We start from the raw sequence: 17495 nt of genomic DNA, 5'->3' as shown, positions 1-17495 counted from the left end.
TTGCTTATTTGTAAAGGTGTCGGCTTGAGTTTTCGCCAAACATTTTTTGACGAATTGGATATAATAAAAAAAGATGTTGATTTCTTAGAGATAATATCAGAAAGATACTTCAGTGAAAAGAATATAGAAGAACTTAAGGTTCTTGCTAAACAATTTCCATTAATTCCACATGGACTATCTCTTTCTATAGGTACTTATGAAAGGCTACCTAAAAAGAAGGAAAAGCAGATTTCTAATTTGTTAACAGAATTAAAGACAGATAGTTATACAGATCATTTAGCATTAAGTAGTGTAAAGGATATTGAGTTACTTGATTTTTTTCCGGCTATGTATAAGGATGAAACTTTAGAGTTCTTAAAAAATAAACACAAACAATTAAAAGAAAATAGTTTGAATAATTTATATTTGGAGAATATAACATACACCTTCAATTGGCATAACAATGATTACACAGAGTTGGATTTTTGGTGCAAGGTTTTAAATGAAACAGAAATAGGAATGCTATTAGATGTATCAAACCTATATATAAATAGCGTCAATCACAAATATGATCCGTATGCTTTTTTTGACAGACTTCCCAAAGATAAAATAAATTATTTGCATGTTGCTGGATTTATTAGCAATAAGTACGGATTTTTAATTGATTCACACTCTGAACCCGTTGACTCTGAAGTATGGAAACTTGCTGAATATATAATTAAAAAAGCACCAGTGCAAGGTGTTATCCTAGAAAGGGATCTGAATTGTAATAATTATCATGATGTACAAAATGATATAAAAATTATTAAGTCATTATTTTAAAAAAACGCTCCCCTTCTCCTTTGAGAGGTAGGAGCGTTTAACTGTTAAATTGCTTTCAGTGAGGCAAGCCACTCATCTAATGTTCCTGAGAAACCTTGTTGAACGGCTAATTCATATGCTGATTTTCCATCTTTACCGGCAGCACCAGTAGCTCCTTTAGCTCCAGTATTGCCTTTTTCACCTTTTAGTGAAGCTAACCATTCCTCTACAGTTCCTGAAAAACCATTGTCCACTGCAATATCATAAGCAGATTTCCCAGTGACAATTGAGACATTAACCATTGGATTGAAGAAACTCATTTATGCGCCCCCAAAAAGTTATATATTATTCCTGACTCGGAAATTTTAAAGCTTGTGATAGGTGAATCATGAGCGTCCATTTGAAAGCCTTGCCCAGCTCTTAAATAGATAGGATCACCACTATTGATTGATACGTGGCATTCCTGATCATTCGAAAAGCTGAATTTATAGAAAGAATATTTAATCGTCCATGTTGCAGGTGGGGAAGGGATTACTTCATGGTTAGACTCTGACTTCTCAAGCATTGGACTCCCGATATATCCAGATCCTATTTGCATGACCAACAATCATTCCTTTCTTCTTAAAAATGAAAAAAAGGGGAGATAAACTCCCCGATTAGGCGGTGATCCCCCTAAGATAGATATCACTGCTGAGTATTATGTGGTTGCCTTTGCTAAAGCTTTTGGAGGCAGGCCCATAATCTCAAGGTGCGATAGCAAAAGTTTTGAAGGGGAAACTCGTTGGATCGTTGATCATCATAACTTAATACCACTAAATTAAGATAAAACAACAATTTCAGATGAATGTAATCAGAGTATAATTAGACAACAATTACGAAATGGGTGAGTTAATGGATTCTAAAATTAATCAACTTGAAAAAGAAAACTTATTATTAAATCAACAGCTACAGAAAATAAAAAGGGAGAAATCTGATACAACTTAATCAAGAAATTGATTCGGCAGTTAGGATGGTAAGGGATTACAGGGAAAAGTCAATTGAAGACATTAATCAGTTGGATAAAGTTTATCAAGCCTTAGTTAAAATTGCAAAAATGAAAGTGAGCGAATTTAAGTCCGATGACAATTACAAGAATCTTTCAGAAGCAATAAGGATTTCACAAGGCATTATACATAAATCCTCTCACGATATGGTTTCAACCGACAGGAGAAAGGATTTCATGAAAGCTACTATTGAATTAAATCCTAAGCCTATTGGAAATCCGATAAATGAAAATAATAAAGCTGATTTCAAATAAAACAGCAGTTTTAAAGAGAGTTAACAGATAGAGTATCATGCTATAATATTGAATTAATTAGAAGTAGTGTTTAGTAAGAGAAAAATATTTAGGGCGGGAAGAGATTGGATAACTATGAGTCTAACATAAATATACTTAATGAGATTGATAAAAGATTAAGGAGATTTAATTTTAATTCTAAACTTGAATTATTAAGAGTGTTACATCATGCTACATCTGTAATTAATCCTAATGATGATTTTTTAATCAGTCTATTGCCTAATAATATATTAAGAAAACAAATTAGAGGTAACATATATAATCATGAACTAGCATATCTCTCCTTAGCCTCTATAATAGGGAAAGAGTGGGGGGGATATACGCCAGATATTAGTTATAATGATTTAGTGAAAGTAATTAAGTTATATCGAGAATATAATATTCCATTTAAGCATAAAGATGATTTGAATTTGTCTGATCAGGAATTATTGTCACAATTTTCTGTGAGAGTCGGTTTGCAACAATTTATTTATCAGAGGCATCCTTTTAAAAGTTTCTATAGGTATCACTATCTGTTTAATTATGAAAGCCCTGAAATTAATGTTAAAAAAATTTTTCTTGAATTGTTTGGTTATGAGTATGAAGATTATTTATTATTCTCTTGGGCTTTATATAATTTTTCCTCGAAATACTGGGAAATTGATAAAGATAATTTTATTAGAACACTTGGGGAAATTTTCCGATTTTCTGAAACAAAAGTGAAAACTTTAATAAATACCTTTTTAATTAATAGAGAAGAATTTATAGTTTTGTATGAACAATTTGCAACAATTGATCCAAAAATGAAAGTCTATGATTTCAACCCATTACTAATGAAACCGATTGTAACCTCAAATGGCTCTGACCTTTTATTTCCAATGCCTTTTTCAATTTTCATAGCTGTTACAGAGGGGATGTATCAACAAATTTGCACTGCAAAAGGTTTGGAATTCAAAAGTGCTTTTGGAAAACACCCTTACGAAGATTACATAGAACATATTTTAAAACTTCATAATTATCTTTATATAAAAGAGTTTGTGTATAGATTTCAAAAGAACAATTTAAGATCCCCTGATTTTATGTTAGTTAAAAATAATCACGTTATCTTTATTGAATTAAAAGCAAGAGTACCCATGATAAGTTTAAGAACAACAAATTATACAAAATATAAAGAAGAGCTTAAAACTTCACTTGGTGCTGCACTTGCTCAGTGTTTTAAAAAGGAAGGTCATCTAAAAAGCGGCTTTATAAACCATGAAAAGTTACCTAAAAATATTTCGCGAATTTCACATATTGCTATTACACTTGAAGAATTTAATATTGCAGATGAAACTGGACTCGAAGAAGCAATAAAGGAAAATGGTGGAGTGCTTAGTGACTCTTCTTACCATGTTATGAGCACAGGAACATTAGAATCAATATTAGAAGAAGACACAAGGGATATTTTTCAATATTGTATCGATAGAGAAGAAGCTGGAACAACCAATAGGCACTTATCAGATGGAGATGTAAAAAGAGAAAAGTTAACTTCCACAAGAGATCAAAATTTAATGGAACTCATTGTGAAAAAGAATAATCTAATTTCTAAATAAAAACACCATTTCATGCTAAACAGGATTCGGGCTGCCTACATAAGAACAGCCCTTGCAGTTAGCTCGCAATCCTTGTTTTGACTGGTTTGTTTTTCTTGATATTACGTAATTTAAGAGCGGATTTTTCCACTATTCTGTACGAAAGAAATGCGGATGCAGCAGTAACAGCAATTAGGGCTATGATCAGCGGGTAATCAGACAATGTTTTATTAATTCCAGTGTATAAGAAGATGTTGATGATCACCATGTGCCATATGAAAATCCCCATACTGATATCATCTAACCGGTTCAGCTGCCACAATATCTTCGGCCCATTGTACCCGAACCAAATGATTGCATAGCTCAGGGGGACAAACCATAAAAAGCTCCATAATGTGCTGTTTATTGAACTAAGGTGTAAAAGGTCAATTTTAAAGAATAAAAATAAAGTAACAGACGATAAAAATAAAACAATATGCTGCGGTGACTTACTCCATGCCTTTGCCCAGAAGATACCCAAAGTGAAGTAAAACATCTGTGGCAGGAAAGAATGTAAGTACAGGTTACCGATCAAACTGTCAGGCGAGTACTTCAATGTTATAAAAGAAACCAACACACTGAAAGCGGAAACAGCAAAAGAGCAAAGAATCATATTTTGGAATCCGAAGCGTTTATAAAACCAATAAATTGCGGGTAACACCAGGTAAAAGCTAATCTGAACAGGAATTGTCCAAAGTGAATCGTTAAGGCGACCTGTGCCAATGTGATGGAATATGTCAGGGAAGTATTGAGGGTATAACACAAAATTGCTAAGAAGCCATGTCCAGTACTCTTTAGTAGTGAATACTGTTAATGAAAGAGCTCCTAGAACAATTAACAGGATGGTGGAAGCAATACCATAGGCGTAAATTGCGGGTGCGATCCTGATAATTCGGCTCCAATAAAAATCCGTTACAATATTTCCTTTAAGCTTGGATCTCTCATAAGAAGTGAAAAGAAAAAATGCGCTTAGAAAAAAGAAGATTGATATGCCGGTGTGAAATATTGCTTTACTCTCTGGAGTATAGCCAAAGACAGAAATGTTTAGATCTCTTGTAGCATGACCAATAAGCACACAGAGAGCAGCAAACAGCCTGATAACAAAGAAACAGTTAGAATGTTTTACGTTCATTAAAAGAACCTCTTTCCTATACCATATGGCGAATAAGCAGTAAGGTTGCCTATAAGCAGTGATGATTATATCATAAAAATGGAAGACTTGTTCTTAAATATGAACTAAAATAAATATTTTTGTTCTCAATAAGGTATATTTGTGTGGTACAGGGAGGTATAGATACTTATAAATACATGTAGATATTCATAGATACGTGTATATCTAGCTATATCATAGAGAATATAGGAAAATCGAGAAGCTTCTGCCTGTTCTTTCACCTTTATTTCAAATATAGTATAATTTTGGAAAAGGGGGAGAGGAAATGAAAAAGCTAATCTTTTTGGTTGTGATTTGCATTGGTTTTATATTGAGTTTTAACACACCAAGTGCTGAGGCGAAGCTTACATTAGACTACAAAAACGTGAATTTTCACATGAGTGAGGATTCAGAGAGTTTTTCAATGGCAGATTATTTTGATCGGAACTATGATCGCACTTGGCTCTTCTACAAATTCACAATTAGCAATGCTGAGGGGTGTACTCTAAATATGAAAATCAGTAGGATAACTCTTGCTGGCTGGGTATTCCCACGTAGTGAAAAGCAGTTTGTAGGGAACTATGCCGACTATACTGCTGCAGATCGAGTAGAGGGAGATGCAAATCGTAATCATGTGTTAGAGATTACAAAGAATCCAGGCTGCGGAGATGTGTGGATTAAAGGTATTTATGGATTTGAACATGAAGATTTATTTGATTGGTAAGCTTTATACATAGTCAAGGTATATCCTTGACCTTTTTTATGGATATAATGATAATTTAAAGTGATCATACATAATGAATGCGAGGTAGTAATTTTGATTAAATCAAATTTAAAGCCAATATTAGACGAAAGGAATATCAGTATTCGAAAGCTGTCCAATGAAATTGACCATGGTTTTAACACAGTTAGGAAGCTGTATCACGATGAAATGGAGCGGTATCCAAGGGATCTGTTGGATAAAGTCTGTACATATTTAGACATTGAGCTGCATGAGCTGTTGATTTACAAAAAAGATCAACAGGGTTGTTACAGTTACTGAGGAATATAGAACTCATTATAATTTAAGTGACGGTATTAGAAGATGTAGATGAATTCTCTTATTGCCTTGATACAAACAAAATGGAAAACGACGAATGTCCAATAATTGTTTGGGCAAATGAAGCCGGTTATGGTGACAAGGTTGCAGATAACTTTCTGCAATTTTTCTTGGAAGAGCTTGAAGAAGCAAAAGAAAATTGGGAAGAGGACGAAGATTGGGACGATTAAGTAGAAGTATTGCAAAGTTAAGCTCTCTTTTTGAGAGCTTTTTTTGTATGAAATAATGAAATAAGATACTGTTGATTGAAAAGAAACTGTTTTTCCATCTATTATATTTGAATGAAGCTAACCATTCAAAAGTGATGAATATTCAAGGCGGGAGTAAGGGAAATTAACAAAAAAATGTGAGGGAATGTAGATGAAACGATTTATCTTGGTTATACCTTTATTGGCTGCTGTTATTGCCTCTCCAACTCAAATGAAAGCAAGTCCAATGCCTTGTAGTGCAGTACTCGAACCGGTGAATCAAAAACTGAAAAATGCGAAGGGTGCGGCACTAATCTATAAAGTGCAGTTATACCCGCCAAGTGCTGCAAGAACGAATATGAGTATTCTTGCTGTCCACCTTCCTCCACCATCTTCTTATGGAAGCTATGACGGTTATGAAGGATTTGCCTCCAAAACAGGGGAAATCAGTTGGCGATTTAAACTATATCCGACTCCCAAGGGAGAGAGTCCTAATTGGGCTGGAAGGGTTGATTCCATATCAGCTGAAATGACAAATGTTAAAGTGCAAGTGCGCCTTTCAAATTCTAAGACACAAAAGTTGGGACCGAGTGTATTAACAAACAATGTTCAATCTTGCTATTAGAAATGTAGAGCTCTTATCAAAGAGAGCAATGCGACTGGATCTTTTGTAAATTGTCAAAAAGGTAATTGATCGAGAAATTCTGGTGAAAAATGAAGAAGAGTCCATTAAGATGGAATGTCTGGAGTCAATTCATCATTTGATAGAAGAGAGCCGGCAAAAATCGATATTGCGTTTGATTTTGTACATAGAAAGACGGCATAAAAAGAAATGGTTAGCTAAAAAAAGGCAAAGAGTCAACGCTCTTTACCATCAGGTGTTTTCCTTAAGCGGTCTGCAATATGCTTAATTAAATTCAGCGCAGCAGTCACTAATCCAATAACTAAAACAATTTCAAGTAAGAGGATAAATCCAAAATTTAAACCGCGACTTTCAAAGTAATCATCGGTAAAAAAGAGCAATTGATAAATTCCAAGCATTAGCACAATAAAGGAAGTGCCTATAATCGCCAGAGACTTTTTAGAGAACTCCTTAGTATGGTTGAAATTATAAACCAATAAGAACAAAAATAGACAAGCCATGGCGATCTTATGAGTCAATGAATCACTTGCTGAGAACCCTTGCACAAGTAAGGAGATAATTAATCCGGTCATTCCGATTATTTTGTTCAATATATCACCTGCTTTGTATAAGTATGACCTTAGATGTCAGCTTACCAATTAAAGGTGATATTCTCAACATAATGCAGTTTAAACTTAACTTAAAATCGTAATTTTAAGAACAAATTTAGAGTGGATCATGACATGCTGTTTATTATGCTGTAAACAAACGCAACAATAAATAATGGATAAGAGATAATAGCAATTAGTTTTGAAGATTTGCTCTTTTTTTCAAATGTGTATATTAGTGCAAATCCTAAAAAGAATATTGTGACAAACCAAGAAGAATAGGACGGGTACAATGCAATAAGTAAGACAATAAGAGTGGATAACGCAAAAGAAGAGTTTAGCGTTATTTTCTGATCGTTTTTCAAATAAACCGCCTCCTTACACATATTCCCCCCATATAAAAACACTTAAACATTATATTAAGTCAGCATGATTAAATGATAAACATTTTACGTAAAGAACAAGATAAAGCAATCCGGCATTTCAAGGACAAGCTGAACATGTCTGAAAAACTGTACATATCCTTAGTTAATGTAAACTGCTTATAGATAAGCAAAATGATTAAGCGGAAAGGCTGTATAGACTTATAGGACCTTATATAAACATTAGATCGCTTAAAGAAGGTGATGTGGTTGATCAGCCAATTGAATATTTCATGATGCAATTGTGCGGTTCTATAATGGTGAAGACCTCGCCGTGTTCCATTTGTCTAGGGGGGGAATTTGTTTAAATTCATAAACATGAGGCGTTTTAGTCTGTCATTTCCTAAAACAGTGTTTTATTCTTGTTACAAATATGCAAGAAGGGCGGTTTGAACTTGTATAGAGTGTTTATAATGCTGTTAATTTTGTTATGTATAACATTAGGGTGTCAAAATCAACATAACAAACATTTTATGGAGGCTGAGCAAACTATGGTCGGCTATGTCATTTTAAAAAGAGAGAATCAAGCAATTCTCATACCTAATGAAAAAGCTGATGTTAAAGACTATGAAAATCTTAGTGAAAAAGAGATTATTGAAAAGTATAGATCGGATATAGTATTACTGGGACTTAGTCAACTTAACAATAAAGATGACTTGAGCAAAGGACAAAAAATTCGTATTTGGTATAAAAAATTAAATGAATCTTCACCTCCAAAAACAAACATCTCAAAGTTTGAAAGTATTTAGTACATATTCTGTAATTCCTAGGAATACCGCTGAAAAAACTGAAGCGGCATATTGAACAGAAATAATGTCTTCAAACCTTACCTCATTCGCGGTGGCTTAATCCTGCCCCAAGATTTATTTGACGATTGTTGACTCAGGTGCAGAGAAGGCACATGCCAAGAACACATTTTTGAATTACTGGGCACCTTGAATAAAACCAGCATTCCCGTATTCATATGCGAAGAGATCTGTCTGAACGCTGGATAAGTTAACCATACATTTGAACAAGCTTGCGAGGCTTTGATAAAGAAAGAACAGTCAAGAGACGAACCATTACATACATATAATACTCCTGTGAAAGCGGGGGTGTAGTTTTGGAACCTTACCAACGTTATGAGGAATTAAAGAAGAAAACAATAAAGGTTGTCCATAAAGATAATTACAGTATCCGCTATATAGATCAGGATGAAGCGAGTAATGACTTAGATGAATTTTATAAACAATTTGCTCAGCATTTATTGGAGGCTGCTTTGGAAAGGAGTGCAGAGTAAGCTTCTTTTTTTGATTTGTTTGTAGTAAGTATCTTAATAAACGGCTTTATCGGTACTGATATTAATCACATGCGTCACCTCTTGCAGCAAAGCGGCTTCGGCGACATTTTGTCCGCCGATAAGGTTGGTTTGAATGGCTTCAAAGGGATTATCCTCACATGTCGGAACCTGCTTCAGCGCAGCTGTGTGAAAGACAATATCAACACCTTTCATCACTTGGTTGACTCTTCTGTAGTCACGAACATCGCCGAGCACAAACGACAGTCTTTGTTCATCCGCGTATTTTTGTTTCATCACATATTGTTTGCTGTCATCTTTGCTGAACACAATGACTTCTTTAGGGGTTAAGAGCAAAAGGCGTTTTACTATTTGGCTTCCGATTGATCCTGTCCCGCCTGTGACGAGAACAGTTTTATCGTGAAAAAACGGTTGTAGCTCTACTGCTTGCTGTTTAGGCATGGCTTATCCTCCAACTCTCGTTTCTCTACCATGCATCATATGTTGAACAATTTCAGCGAGTTAATGAAAGAAACCAATAAATCAAAAATTAGAGAAAAACATTAATCTGATGCGCTTTATATCGCTTTACCCGATTAATAGAATAGAAATCACAAATAAAACATTGTACTTAATGTTCATTTTAAATATTTGCTCATGTCAATTCTTTCTCTTCATAAATTCTCACATGCGGACAATCTTCACAAAAACTTAACACTGAACTTCCTGTATGTATTTTACAATTAAAGTACACTTTCATAAAAGGAGGAAGGAAAATGAATCATTCAAAAACACTTTTGTTAACCGCGGCAGCCGGATTGATGCTCACATGCGGTGCGGTTTCTTCCCAGGCCAAGCATAAGCTGTCTGATCCTTATCATTTTACCGTGAATGCGGCGGCGGAAACGGAGCCGGTTGATACAGCAGGTGATGCAGCTGATGATCCTGCGATTTGGCTGGATCCCAAGAATCCTCAGAACAGCAAATTGATCACAACCAATAAAAAATCAGGCTTAGTCGTGTACAGCCTAGAGGGAAAGATGCTTCATTCCTATCCTACCGGGAAGCTGAACAATGTTGATATCCGCTATGATTTTCCGTTGAACGGAAAAAAAGTTGATATTGCGGCGGCATCCAATCGGTCTGAAGGAAAGAATACCATTGAGATTTACGCCAGCGACGGAAAAAACGGCACATTACAAAGCATTACGGATCCAGACCGCCCGATTGCATCAGCAATTGATGAAGTATACGGTTTCAGCTTGTACCACAGTCAAAAAACAGGAAAATATTACGCGATGGTGACAGGGAAAGAAGGCGAATTTGAACAATACGAATTAAATGCTGATAAAAATGGATACATATCCGGCAAAAAGGTAAGGGCGTTTAAAATGAATTCTCAGACAGAAGGGATGGCAACAGACGACGAATACGGCAGTCTTTATATCGCAGAAGAAGATGAGGCCATCTGGAAGTTCAGCGCTGAGCCGGACGGCGGCAGTAACGGAACGGTTATCGATCGTGCCGACGGCAGGCATTTAACCCCTGATATTGAAGGACTGACGATTTACTACGCTGCTGACGGGAAAGGTTATTTGCTTGCATCAAGCCAGGGTAACAGCAGCTACGCGATTTATGAAAGACAGGGACAGAACAAATATGTTGCGGACTTTCAGATAACAGACGGGCCTGAGACAGACGGCACAAGCGATACAGACGGAATTGACGTTCTGGGTTTCGGGCTGGGACCTGAATATCCGTTCGGCCTTTTTGTCGCACAGGACGGAGAAAATATAGATCACGACCAAAAGGCCAATCAAAATTTTAAAATGGTGCCATGGGAAAGAATCGCTGATAAAATCGGCTTTCACCCGCAGGTCAATAAACAGGTTGACCCGAGAAAACTGACTGACAGAAGCGGAAAATAAACATGAAAAAAGCAGCTTATCCAAGCTGCTTTTTGATGTGAAGAGCGTTTCATGAGAAAGTCTTGGAACGGATAGCCGCAAGCACAGCCGGAATCTGGTCATACGTGTACGCCGGGACTGTCTCTTGATAATTAAGCGCCGCGGTTTGTTTACGTTCACCCGGGTTTGTCATATAAAAATGGATCTTATCCGCAAAATCCGCAAGCCCGCTGTAAGAAACAAAGGATGAAAACGGGGGCGCGGGAGAAAGGTCTGTCAGCTGAAAGGCCTGACAAGCCGCAATGTCTAAGCTTCTCGTATTTAAACTGATATTTTCGATGCCGCGTCCGTTCTGATTGAGCGCAAACCGATAAGAACGGTGAGGGTTTAAGACCACGTCTGCGCTGTTGTAATATAATGCGGCACGTTCGGGTGCAATCCATTCATCCATTACGAGCACATTTTGCTGCCTGGCGATTTTTTTAGGCAGATGTCTGCGCCATCCCTTCCCGATAATACGAAGCGTATACGGAAGCTTTGCCGCTGCTTTCACCAGTTCAACGCGGTTCGGATACGGGTATCCGATCAGAAGCAGATTTGTGTGAAGAGAGGCTTCAGCAGGTTGTTTCTTAAAAAGCCGCTGATTAACGGGGATCGGTACATAATATACGTGCTGTAAGCCCATTTGCCGATAAGCATCAAGCGCGTTTTGTTCTATCGTCAAAACGGCATCGGCGAAAGGGGCGATTGTCATGCTCACATCGAAATAAAAAGGATCCTCCGTCATCCATAGATAAACGGGAATCTGTTCTGTCTTCAGCCATTGAAGCCATTCAGACGGAATACGGTCTCCCGTCATCATCAGACTGATGTCTGGTTTGAATGCCCGTATACTGCGGATGGTATCTTCCTCAAACTCAGAAACAGAAAAAAAGCGGACGGAAGACTGTAAAAAGCCTTCCTCGATCCAGCGGTCAAAATACGTGTATATGCCTTTATATCCTGAACGGATATATAAAACGTTCATATGCTGTTACGAAGTGAACGTGACACTTTCAACTTTGTCGACGTCAAGCAATGTTGTAGCAGAGCCTGCCGGTGTAACGGAATTTTCCTGCGTAACAAAAACGATTCCGTGAATTTCGTCAAAGGCAACAAATTGAACCGGGCCGATCATGTCTCCTGAATCCATCACAATGCTGATGACAGTGCCGGGCTGAATTCTTGCAAAAATCCATCTCGCCGCTAATGAAATACCGCTTCCCAATACAGATTGTGCGCTGAGACTGTCTTTCGCCGCTGCTTCATCTACTTTTGCATCAATTGCCGATTCCAATAAATCTTTTACTTTGTTTTCCACATTATCTCCTCCATCTGTGCCGCCAGATAAAGCGCTGTTGTCAAATACAGGGGCTAAAAGAGTTTTCAATAACGCCTTTTTAAGCTCCAAACGATCCTCGCTCATGCGAACATACACCTCCTTTAACAATTTCAACCTCACGTTTATTCATATTCCTGATTGAAGAGATTGGTATAAGTCGAATGCCGTTTTGCTTGTGTTTTTTTCAATATTTAATCAAACAGCTGAATTTTCGAATCAGGCTTTGTTTGCCTATGCGGATTGTAAGAGTATGACATACGTTGTATAGATTAAAAAATGAAGGAGAGGAATACTTTGGATTCAGAAGAAACTGTAAAACACGGGGGTTTTGAGGAGGAATTTCAGCTCGTACTGCTTCTTCTTCTTTTGTTATCCCGTCAGCCGTCCGGAGATCATTCAGATTTGCGGCGTCAGCTTGTAATGGCAAAAGAGCTTGGGGTTCCTGTATCACGCGTCAATCTGATTAACGGCAGCACACTGCAAAACGTAATTGTCAAAGAAGTGCTGTCAGATTTGGCCGTTTTTCAAAATCCGCTCAATAATACGAGATCAAACGTCGCGATTTCAAGCATCGTCAGCTGGGGTGCTTTTTAATAACGGATATCAGGCTCTGTCTCTTTCGGAGCCGTTTTTTACGTTTTACAGAAGGGGTGACGGGATGGAAAAGAAGATCTCAATTATCTTAACGAGTTACAACAAACCGGATCTTGTGAAACAGGCGATTGAAAGTGTTTTGCATCAGACCTACAGCAATTGGGAGCTGTTTGTGATGGATGATCATTCAAATGAAGAAACCTCGGCTGCCATCAGTACGTATATAAAAGATCCTCGCATATATTATGACAACAGTTTTATCAATCCTGCCGAACGGCTGAAGTCGACCCGGTATGCCGTTTTGATTAATGATGCGCTTTCACGGGCTAAAGGCGAATACATCACTTATTTGACAGACGACACCGTATTTCATCCGGATAGGCTCAGCCGCATGGCGGAAGCGCTTAATCAATGCAGCGGGTTTGATGCCGTCTATTCCAGCCAGAAGGTGATACATGTAAACGGGCGCGGAACAGAACAATTTCACTTCTATCGTTTTGCTGAAGAGGTGCTTGATCAGGCCGCTTTTCTCGTTGATCACTGTTCAGTGATGCACCGGAGATCATTGCTTGAGCGTGTGAAAGAGAAGTTCGGCAGCTTTTGGGATGAAGATGTTATACATTGGAATCACGGAGACTCTGTTTTTTGGAGCAGGCTCAACACATTTACATCATTTCTGCCGATAAAAGAAGTGTTGGATACGACCTATAAAACACCTCACTCATTTCAGAACACGTATCAATCGCTTCCGTCTGTCCTGATCGATGGGTCTTTTGTAAAGGGGACGGATCAGAAAGTATATCAGCTTGACCGAAATAAAAGGAAGCCTGTAAACGAGCGCTGGCACATGTTATATGAAGGGCGAACCGTCGTCATTCCGGATCCGTTTTTATTTCAATATGAGGAAGAGAACTCCGTCAGTATTCCGAATTTTCAGCTCGTCAGGGATCAGTTTCATGTTTATTTTATAGAAGACGGGGAGAAAAGGCTGGTTGATCATAGCGCATTTCGCTTTTACCGATTTAAACGGCATGACATCCCGGCTTTAGAACGGGACGAAATACAAGCGCTTCCGGACGGCCTGCCGATCAGCCGGGGGACATCGGGCTGTATTCAACATCTGCCCGGGAGAATGCTGTTTCGCATTGAACGGGAATTTTATGTTTATTTGAGAGGGGTTCTCCATCCGATCAGTCATGACGTAGCCAAACGCTTTTTTGTGAATCAGAAGGCGATACCCATTTCCTTTCAGCAAATTAAACAATTACCAATTGGAATGCCGTTCTATCCGGTGTACGATGAAATTATGAGAAATCTCAATATAACAAAAGGTTGAGAGATGCAGTCGGATGTGTAAGGAAAAGGAGAGCTTTTATGACCGATCAATTTGATAAAACCGAGAAGCAGTATATAGAGCTTACTTCCGGCATTCAGAGGTTCGAGCATTTCAGTGTATATACGGACCCTTTTTTGCCGCAGATTTTTTCGCATAACTTTGTTCAGCTGCACCGTACATTTCCGTTAGACAAACTGCTGCCGTTTTTTTCGTCCGTTCCGGGCATGCTTCAAGCCAATTATATTCATGTGAAAGCGGCTCCGGAGCACGCGTTTCCGCTTCTTCTGAAACAAACTCTGGTAAAGCAGGGCTGCGTAGTGGAAGATGAGCTGTTTTTTGCAAGGAAACTGGAAAATGGGGATCTGCAGGCCGGACACCCGCTCACTGCTTGGGGGACGGAAAAAAGCCTCGCCGACGGGTCGTCTATTATGAACATCTATGATGCCCTTTACATTGGCGAGGCGGCGGCCGAACAAAAGCTTGAGCGGAAATATCCTTTGTATAAGGACGGAACGGTTATGCTTGTCGTGTGCTACAGCGACGCCTCGCAAACGATTCCGATCGGCTGCGGAGAGCTTTTCATCAACAAAGCAGATAAAACCGCAAAAATAGAAGAAGTCGCAATTCTGGATCAATTCCAACGAAAAGGCTACGGATCGATATTGATGAATGAGCTGATGGCGGCGGCAAAGCTGAACGGCATGGAAACCGTATACCTTGTGACGTCCGGGATGGACGGTGTAAACCGCTTTTATGAAAAACTCGGCTTCAAAAGATTTCGGCGCGTGCATACAATTTTTCATTATTTTCTTACATAGTTGGGCATTCGCATAAACCAATTGGGAGTTGGCCCGCATACAATGCCGTATATCGTAAGAAGAAAGGATGATTTGCGTATGTACGGATACGGATATGGCTACGGTTGCGGCAGTTTTGGCTATGGTTACGGGCACGGCGGCTGCGGAGGCGGAACCAGCACTTTTGTGCTGATTGTGGTATTGTTTATTTTATTAATCATCGTCGGTGCGGCTTTTATTTGTTAGACTGAAAAAAATCCTATAATGAAAATCAGCCTGCAGAGAACATCACTTTCTGCAGGCTTTTTGTTATTTCCATGCTGAAAAAATCAGCTTGAAAAACATTTTAATACACATTACCTTCTGGAAAAGGGGGCGAAAATGTGAACATAACGATTGAAGAATTACCTGAATCAAGAATTGCTTATTTCCGAAATATCGGAGAGTATGGCGAAAAGCAAAACAAAGAACTGATGGAGTCATTTAAAAACTGGGCGCAATTGAATGGTCTGCTTGATCATTCTGTCATTTTAGGAATTCCGCAAGACCATCCGAATCGTACTCCTAAAGAGAAATGCCGTTATGATGTTTGTCTTGTTATCAATCAAGACCATGTGCCTGAACCAGCCCGGATCGGTACATTTTCCGGAGGGAAGTACGCTGTCTTCTTGCTTGATCACACAAAAGAGGCAGTCAGTGGATTTTGGAATACTGTTTTTTCTGAGATCGAAAAAAATAATTTATCAATCAGAGAACAGCCCATTATCGAAAGGTATACTTTACAAAAGGTGAATCATCATTTGTGTGAAATAATGATTCCCATACAGTAAAGAAGACGGGAATTTTCCGCCTTCTGCTTATACTGATTCAGATCAAAAATGATGTGATGATGAGCTGAGCAAAGAATAAAATCAACAATAGGAATAGAATTTCCAGAACGCTCTTCAGGCTGTCGGGACATCTCCGGCAGCCTGTTTTACAGAAAGGTATTTTCTGCAAAAAACTTTCTGAAGGATAAGAATGCGGTTATTCATCTGTTCATACAATGAAGCAAATGGGTTTTCGAGGTGGAAAGATATGGGGAGCTATTTAATCAAACCGGAGCTTGACGGGAATTATCCGTCAGTCAGTCATGGAAAGGGATCATATGTGTATGATCAGGAGGGGAACAAGTATCTTGACGGAGCATCGGGGGCGGTCACTTGCAATATCGGCCACGGCACGGAGGATATTATACAAGCTTTAAAAGAGCAGCTTGACTCCGTTTCGTTTGTGTACCGCTCGCAATTCACCAGTACTCCGGCAGAAGAACTGGCTTTATTTCTGGCCGATCATCTGCCGGGCGGGCTGAATTGGTCATTTTTTGTAAACAGCGGCTCAGAGGCAGTCGAAACAGCGATGAAAATGGCCGTTCAATATTGGCAGGAAAAAGGGCAATACCAAAAATCCGTCTTCCTATCAAGATGGGGCAGTTACCACGGCATTACTTTGGGAGCGCTTTCATTATCGGGGTTCTACGAACGGAGATATCGCTTCACCCAGCTGCTCGAACGGTTTCCGGCCGTTTCAGCACCTAATATGTATCGTTCTGAGCTGCAGGGAGAGGAATTTGTGAAAGCTGCGGCGGCTGAACTGGAAACGGCTGTTCAACGGATCGGTTCCTCATTTATCGCGGGATTTGTTGCAGAGCCGATTGTCGGAGCAGCCGGGGCAGCCATCACTCCGCCGGCAGGTTATTATGAAGCGCTTGAGGAGGTCTGCCGCCGGCACGGTATTTTGTTTATCGCGGATGAAGTCATGACGGGGCTCGGGAGAACAGGGCGGATGCTTGCTTCTGAGCATTGGGGGATCGCACCTGATATCGCGGTGCTCGGAAAAGGGTTAGGCGCCGGTTACGCTCCGATAGCGGCAGCCGTTGCGTCTGATGACATCATTGAAACGATCAAGCGGGGCTCCGGGGTCATTATGAGCGGACACACGTACAGTGCCAATCCATACTGTGCAAGAGCGGCGCTTGAAGTGCTTCGCTATGTTAAGAAACACGAGCTGCTTCGGCAGTCAGAGGAAAAAGGCGTAATGCTGAAGCGGAAATTAGAAGAAATCAAAGAGCGCAGCGGGGTGATCGGGGATGTCCGCGGTAAAGGCCTCCTGATCGGGGTTGAATTCGTTAAGGATAAAACGACGAAGGACATTTTTTCGAAAAAACAGGGCTTCACCGAAAAAATCATTAAAGCGGCAAAAAAACGGGGCCTGCTTATCTACCCTGCAAAGCCCGGCATTGACAGCGGAGAAGGAGACGCCGTCATCATTGCCCCGCCGTTCACGATTTCATATGCCGAGCTGGATGAGCTGTCAGATCTATTTTCCCAGGCCGCAGAAGAAGTTGAAAAAATGATGAAGAAGGATTGAG

The 17495-nt window shown here is 39.2% G+C and carries 22 protein-coding genes and 1 pseudogene; 16 read left to right on the top strand and 7 right to left on the bottom strand.

The window, feature by feature from the left end; genetic code table 11:
- Nucleotides 1-801, top strand: coding sequence for a DUF692 domain-containing protein (locus tag OTK50_RS05700; RefSeq protein WP_104843398.1), 801 nt, complete (start codon nucleotides 1-3; stop codon nucleotides 799-801).
- A 44-nt stretch (nucleotides 802-845) separates the two neighbouring features.
- Here the strand turns inward: OTK50_RS05700 and OTK50_RS05695 are convergent, their stop codons facing one another.
- A complete protein-coding gene (locus OTK50_RS05695) occupies nucleotides 846-1100 on the bottom strand; it encodes a hypothetical protein (protein ID WP_224223605.1) in 255 nt (84 codons plus the stop codon).
- A 734-nt stretch (nucleotides 1101-1834) separates the two neighbouring features.
- Here OTK50_RS05695 and OTK50_RS05690 point away from each other — a divergent pair.
- Both OTK50_RS05690 and OTK50_RS05685 read left to right on the top strand, forming a co-directional pair.
- On the top strand, nucleotides 1835-2077 hold the full coding sequence (locus OTK50_RS05690) for a hypothetical protein (RefSeq protein WP_123768420.1): 243 nt from the start codon (nucleotides 1835-1837) through the stop codon (nucleotides 2075-2077).
- A gap of 104 nt (nucleotides 2078-2181) precedes the next feature.
- Nucleotides 2182-3687, top strand: coding sequence for a hypothetical protein (locus tag OTK50_RS05685; protein ID WP_224223604.1), 1506 nt, complete (start codon nucleotides 2182-2184; stop codon nucleotides 3685-3687).
- A 58-nt stretch (nucleotides 3688-3745) separates the two neighbouring features.
- On the opposite strand, the gene OTK50_RS05680 is transcribed toward OTK50_RS05685, so the two are convergent.
- On the bottom strand, nucleotides 3746-4837 hold the full coding sequence (locus OTK50_RS05680) for an acyltransferase family protein (protein ID WP_224223603.1): 1092 nt from the start codon (nucleotides 4835-4837) through the stop codon (nucleotides 3746-3748).
- A 304-nt stretch (nucleotides 4838-5141) separates the two neighbouring features.
- Here OTK50_RS05680 and OTK50_RS05675 point away from each other — a divergent pair, with 304 nt between their 5' ends.
- The 4 genes and pseudogenes from OTK50_RS05675 to OTK50_RS05660 all read left to right on the top strand — a co-directional run bounded on the left by OTK50_RS05675 (nucleotide 5142) and on the right by OTK50_RS05660 (nucleotide 6767).
- The gene (locus tag OTK50_RS05675) at nucleotides 5142-5579 is read left to right on the top strand and encodes a hypothetical protein (RefSeq protein ID WP_224223602.1); all 438 of its coding nucleotides are present in this window, start codon (nucleotides 5142-5144) and stop codon (nucleotides 5577-5579) included.
- Nucleotides 5580-5672: 93 nt separating this feature from the next.
- Entirely contained in the window at nucleotides 5673-5897 is a 225-nt protein-coding gene (locus OTK50_RS05670; protein ID WP_224223601.1) for a helix-turn-helix domain-containing protein, read from the top strand.
- Nucleotides 5881-6124: pseudogene (locus tag OTK50_RS05665) on the top strand (SMI1/KNR4 family protein); the annotation flags it as partial. The gene OTK50_RS05670 and the pseudogene OTK50_RS05665, both read left to right, overlap by 17 nt.
- A 190-nt stretch (nucleotides 6125-6314) precedes the next feature.
- Nucleotides 6315-6767 (top strand): hypothetical protein, encoded by a 453-nt coding sequence (locus tag OTK50_RS05660; RefSeq protein ID WP_239033992.1) that lies wholly within the window; start codon nucleotides 6315-6317, stop codon nucleotides 6765-6767.
- 233 nt (nucleotides 6768-7000) lie between these two features.
- On the opposite strand, the gene OTK50_RS05655 is transcribed toward OTK50_RS05660, so the two are convergent.
- Nucleotides 7001-7375: a YoqO family protein gene (locus OTK50_RS05655; RefSeq protein ID WP_032866266.1), complete on the bottom strand. Its 375-nt coding sequence runs from the start codon at nucleotides 7373-7375 to the stop codon at nucleotides 7001-7003.
- Between the two features lie 125 nt (nucleotides 7376-7500).
- Nucleotides 7501-7737, bottom strand: coding sequence for a hypothetical protein (locus tag OTK50_RS05650; protein ID WP_032866265.1), 237 nt, complete (start codon nucleotides 7735-7737; stop codon nucleotides 7501-7503).
- 548 nt (nucleotides 7738-8285) lie between these two features.
- On the opposite strand from OTK50_RS05650, the gene OTK50_RS05645 reads away from it, so the two are divergent.
- Both OTK50_RS05645 and sprB read left to right on the top strand, forming a co-directional pair.
- Nucleotides 8286-8543, top strand: a complete 258-nt coding sequence (locus OTK50_RS05645; protein WP_237436502.1) for a DUF3221 domain-containing protein — start codon at nucleotides 8286-8288, stop codon at nucleotides 8541-8543.
- A gap of 353 nt (nucleotides 8544-8896) precedes the next feature.
- The gene (gene sprB, locus OTK50_RS05640) at nucleotides 8897-9073 is read left to right on the top strand and encodes a recombination directionality factor SprB (RefSeq protein ID WP_007612049.1); all 177 of its coding nucleotides are present in this window, start codon (nucleotides 8897-8899) and stop codon (nucleotides 9071-9073) included.
- A 33-nt stretch (nucleotides 9074-9106) separates the two neighbouring features.
- Here the strand turns inward: sprB and OTK50_RS05635 are convergent, their stop codons facing one another.
- Nucleotides 9107-9532, bottom strand: coding sequence for an SDR family NAD(P)-dependent oxidoreductase (locus OTK50_RS05635; protein ID WP_003153663.1), 426 nt, complete (start codon nucleotides 9530-9532; stop codon nucleotides 9107-9109).
- Between the two features lie 314 nt (nucleotides 9533-9846).
- Between OTK50_RS05635 and phyC the strand changes: the two genes are divergently transcribed.
- Nucleotides 9847-10998 (top strand): 3-phytase, encoded by a 1152-nt coding sequence (phyC, locus tag OTK50_RS05630; protein ID WP_224223600.1) that lies wholly within the window; start codon nucleotides 9847-9849, stop codon nucleotides 10996-10998.
- A 49-nt stretch (nucleotides 10999-11047) separates the two neighbouring features.
- On the opposite strand, the gene OTK50_RS05625 is transcribed toward phyC, so the two are convergent.
- The gene (locus tag OTK50_RS05625) at nucleotides 11048-12004 is read right to left on the bottom strand and encodes a CgeB family protein (protein WP_020955955.1); all 957 of its coding nucleotides are present in this window, start codon (nucleotides 12002-12004) and stop codon (nucleotides 11048-11050) included.
- Between the two features lie 6 nt (nucleotides 12005-12010).
- On the bottom strand, nucleotides 12011-12442 hold the full coding sequence (locus OTK50_RS05620) for a hypothetical protein (RefSeq protein ID WP_031379006.1): 432 nt from the start codon (nucleotides 12440-12442) through the stop codon (nucleotides 12011-12013).
- A 210-nt stretch (nucleotides 12443-12652) separates the two neighbouring features.
- Between OTK50_RS05620 and cgeC the strand changes: the two genes are divergently transcribed.
- The 6 genes from cgeC (at nucleotide 12653) to OTK50_RS05590 (ending at nucleotide 17494) form a co-directional block, all read left to right on the top strand.
- Nucleotides 12653-12952, top strand: coding sequence for a spore maturation protein CgeC (gene cgeC, locus OTK50_RS05615; RefSeq protein WP_007407929.1), 300 nt, complete (start codon nucleotides 12653-12655; stop codon nucleotides 12950-12952).
- A 64-nt stretch (nucleotides 12953-13016) separates the two neighbouring features.
- The gene (locus OTK50_RS05610; protein WP_239033993.1) at nucleotides 13017-14288 is read left to right on the top strand and encodes a glycosyltransferase family 2 protein; all 1272 of its coding nucleotides are present in this window, start codon (nucleotides 13017-13019) and stop codon (nucleotides 14286-14288) included.
- Between the two features lie 38 nt (nucleotides 14289-14326).
- Nucleotides 14327-15106 (top strand): GNAT family N-acetyltransferase, encoded by a 780-nt coding sequence (locus tag OTK50_RS05605; protein WP_038458805.1) that lies wholly within the window; start codon nucleotides 14327-14329, stop codon nucleotides 15104-15106.
- 78 nt (nucleotides 15107-15184) lie between these two features.
- Nucleotides 15185-15331, top strand: a complete 147-nt coding sequence (locus OTK50_RS05600; RefSeq protein WP_014418145.1) for a YjcZ family sporulation protein — start codon at nucleotides 15185-15187, stop codon at nucleotides 15329-15331.
- Nucleotides 15332-15468: 137 nt separating this feature from the next.
- Nucleotides 15469-15915 carry an AraC family transcriptional regulator gene (locus OTK50_RS05595; protein ID WP_266121840.1) on the top strand — a complete coding sequence of 149 codons (447 nt, stop codon included), beginning with the start codon at nucleotides 15469-15471 and terminating at the stop codon, nucleotides 15913-15915.
- Between the two features lie 247 nt (nucleotides 15916-16162).
- Entirely contained in the window at nucleotides 16163-17494 is a 1332-nt protein-coding gene (locus tag OTK50_RS05590) for an aspartate aminotransferase family protein (RefSeq protein WP_224223599.1), read from the top strand.
- The last annotated feature ends 1 nt before the right edge of the window (nucleotide 17495 follow it).

The organism is Bacillus sp. NEAU-CP5 (genome assembly GCF_026420705.1).
Taxonomy (GTDB): Bacteria; Bacillota; Bacilli; order Bacillales; family Bacillaceae; genus Bacillus; species Bacillus velezensis.
The sequence above is the reverse complement of the archived record's forward strand: the minus strand, read 5'-3'. Positions and strand labels throughout refer to the sequence as shown.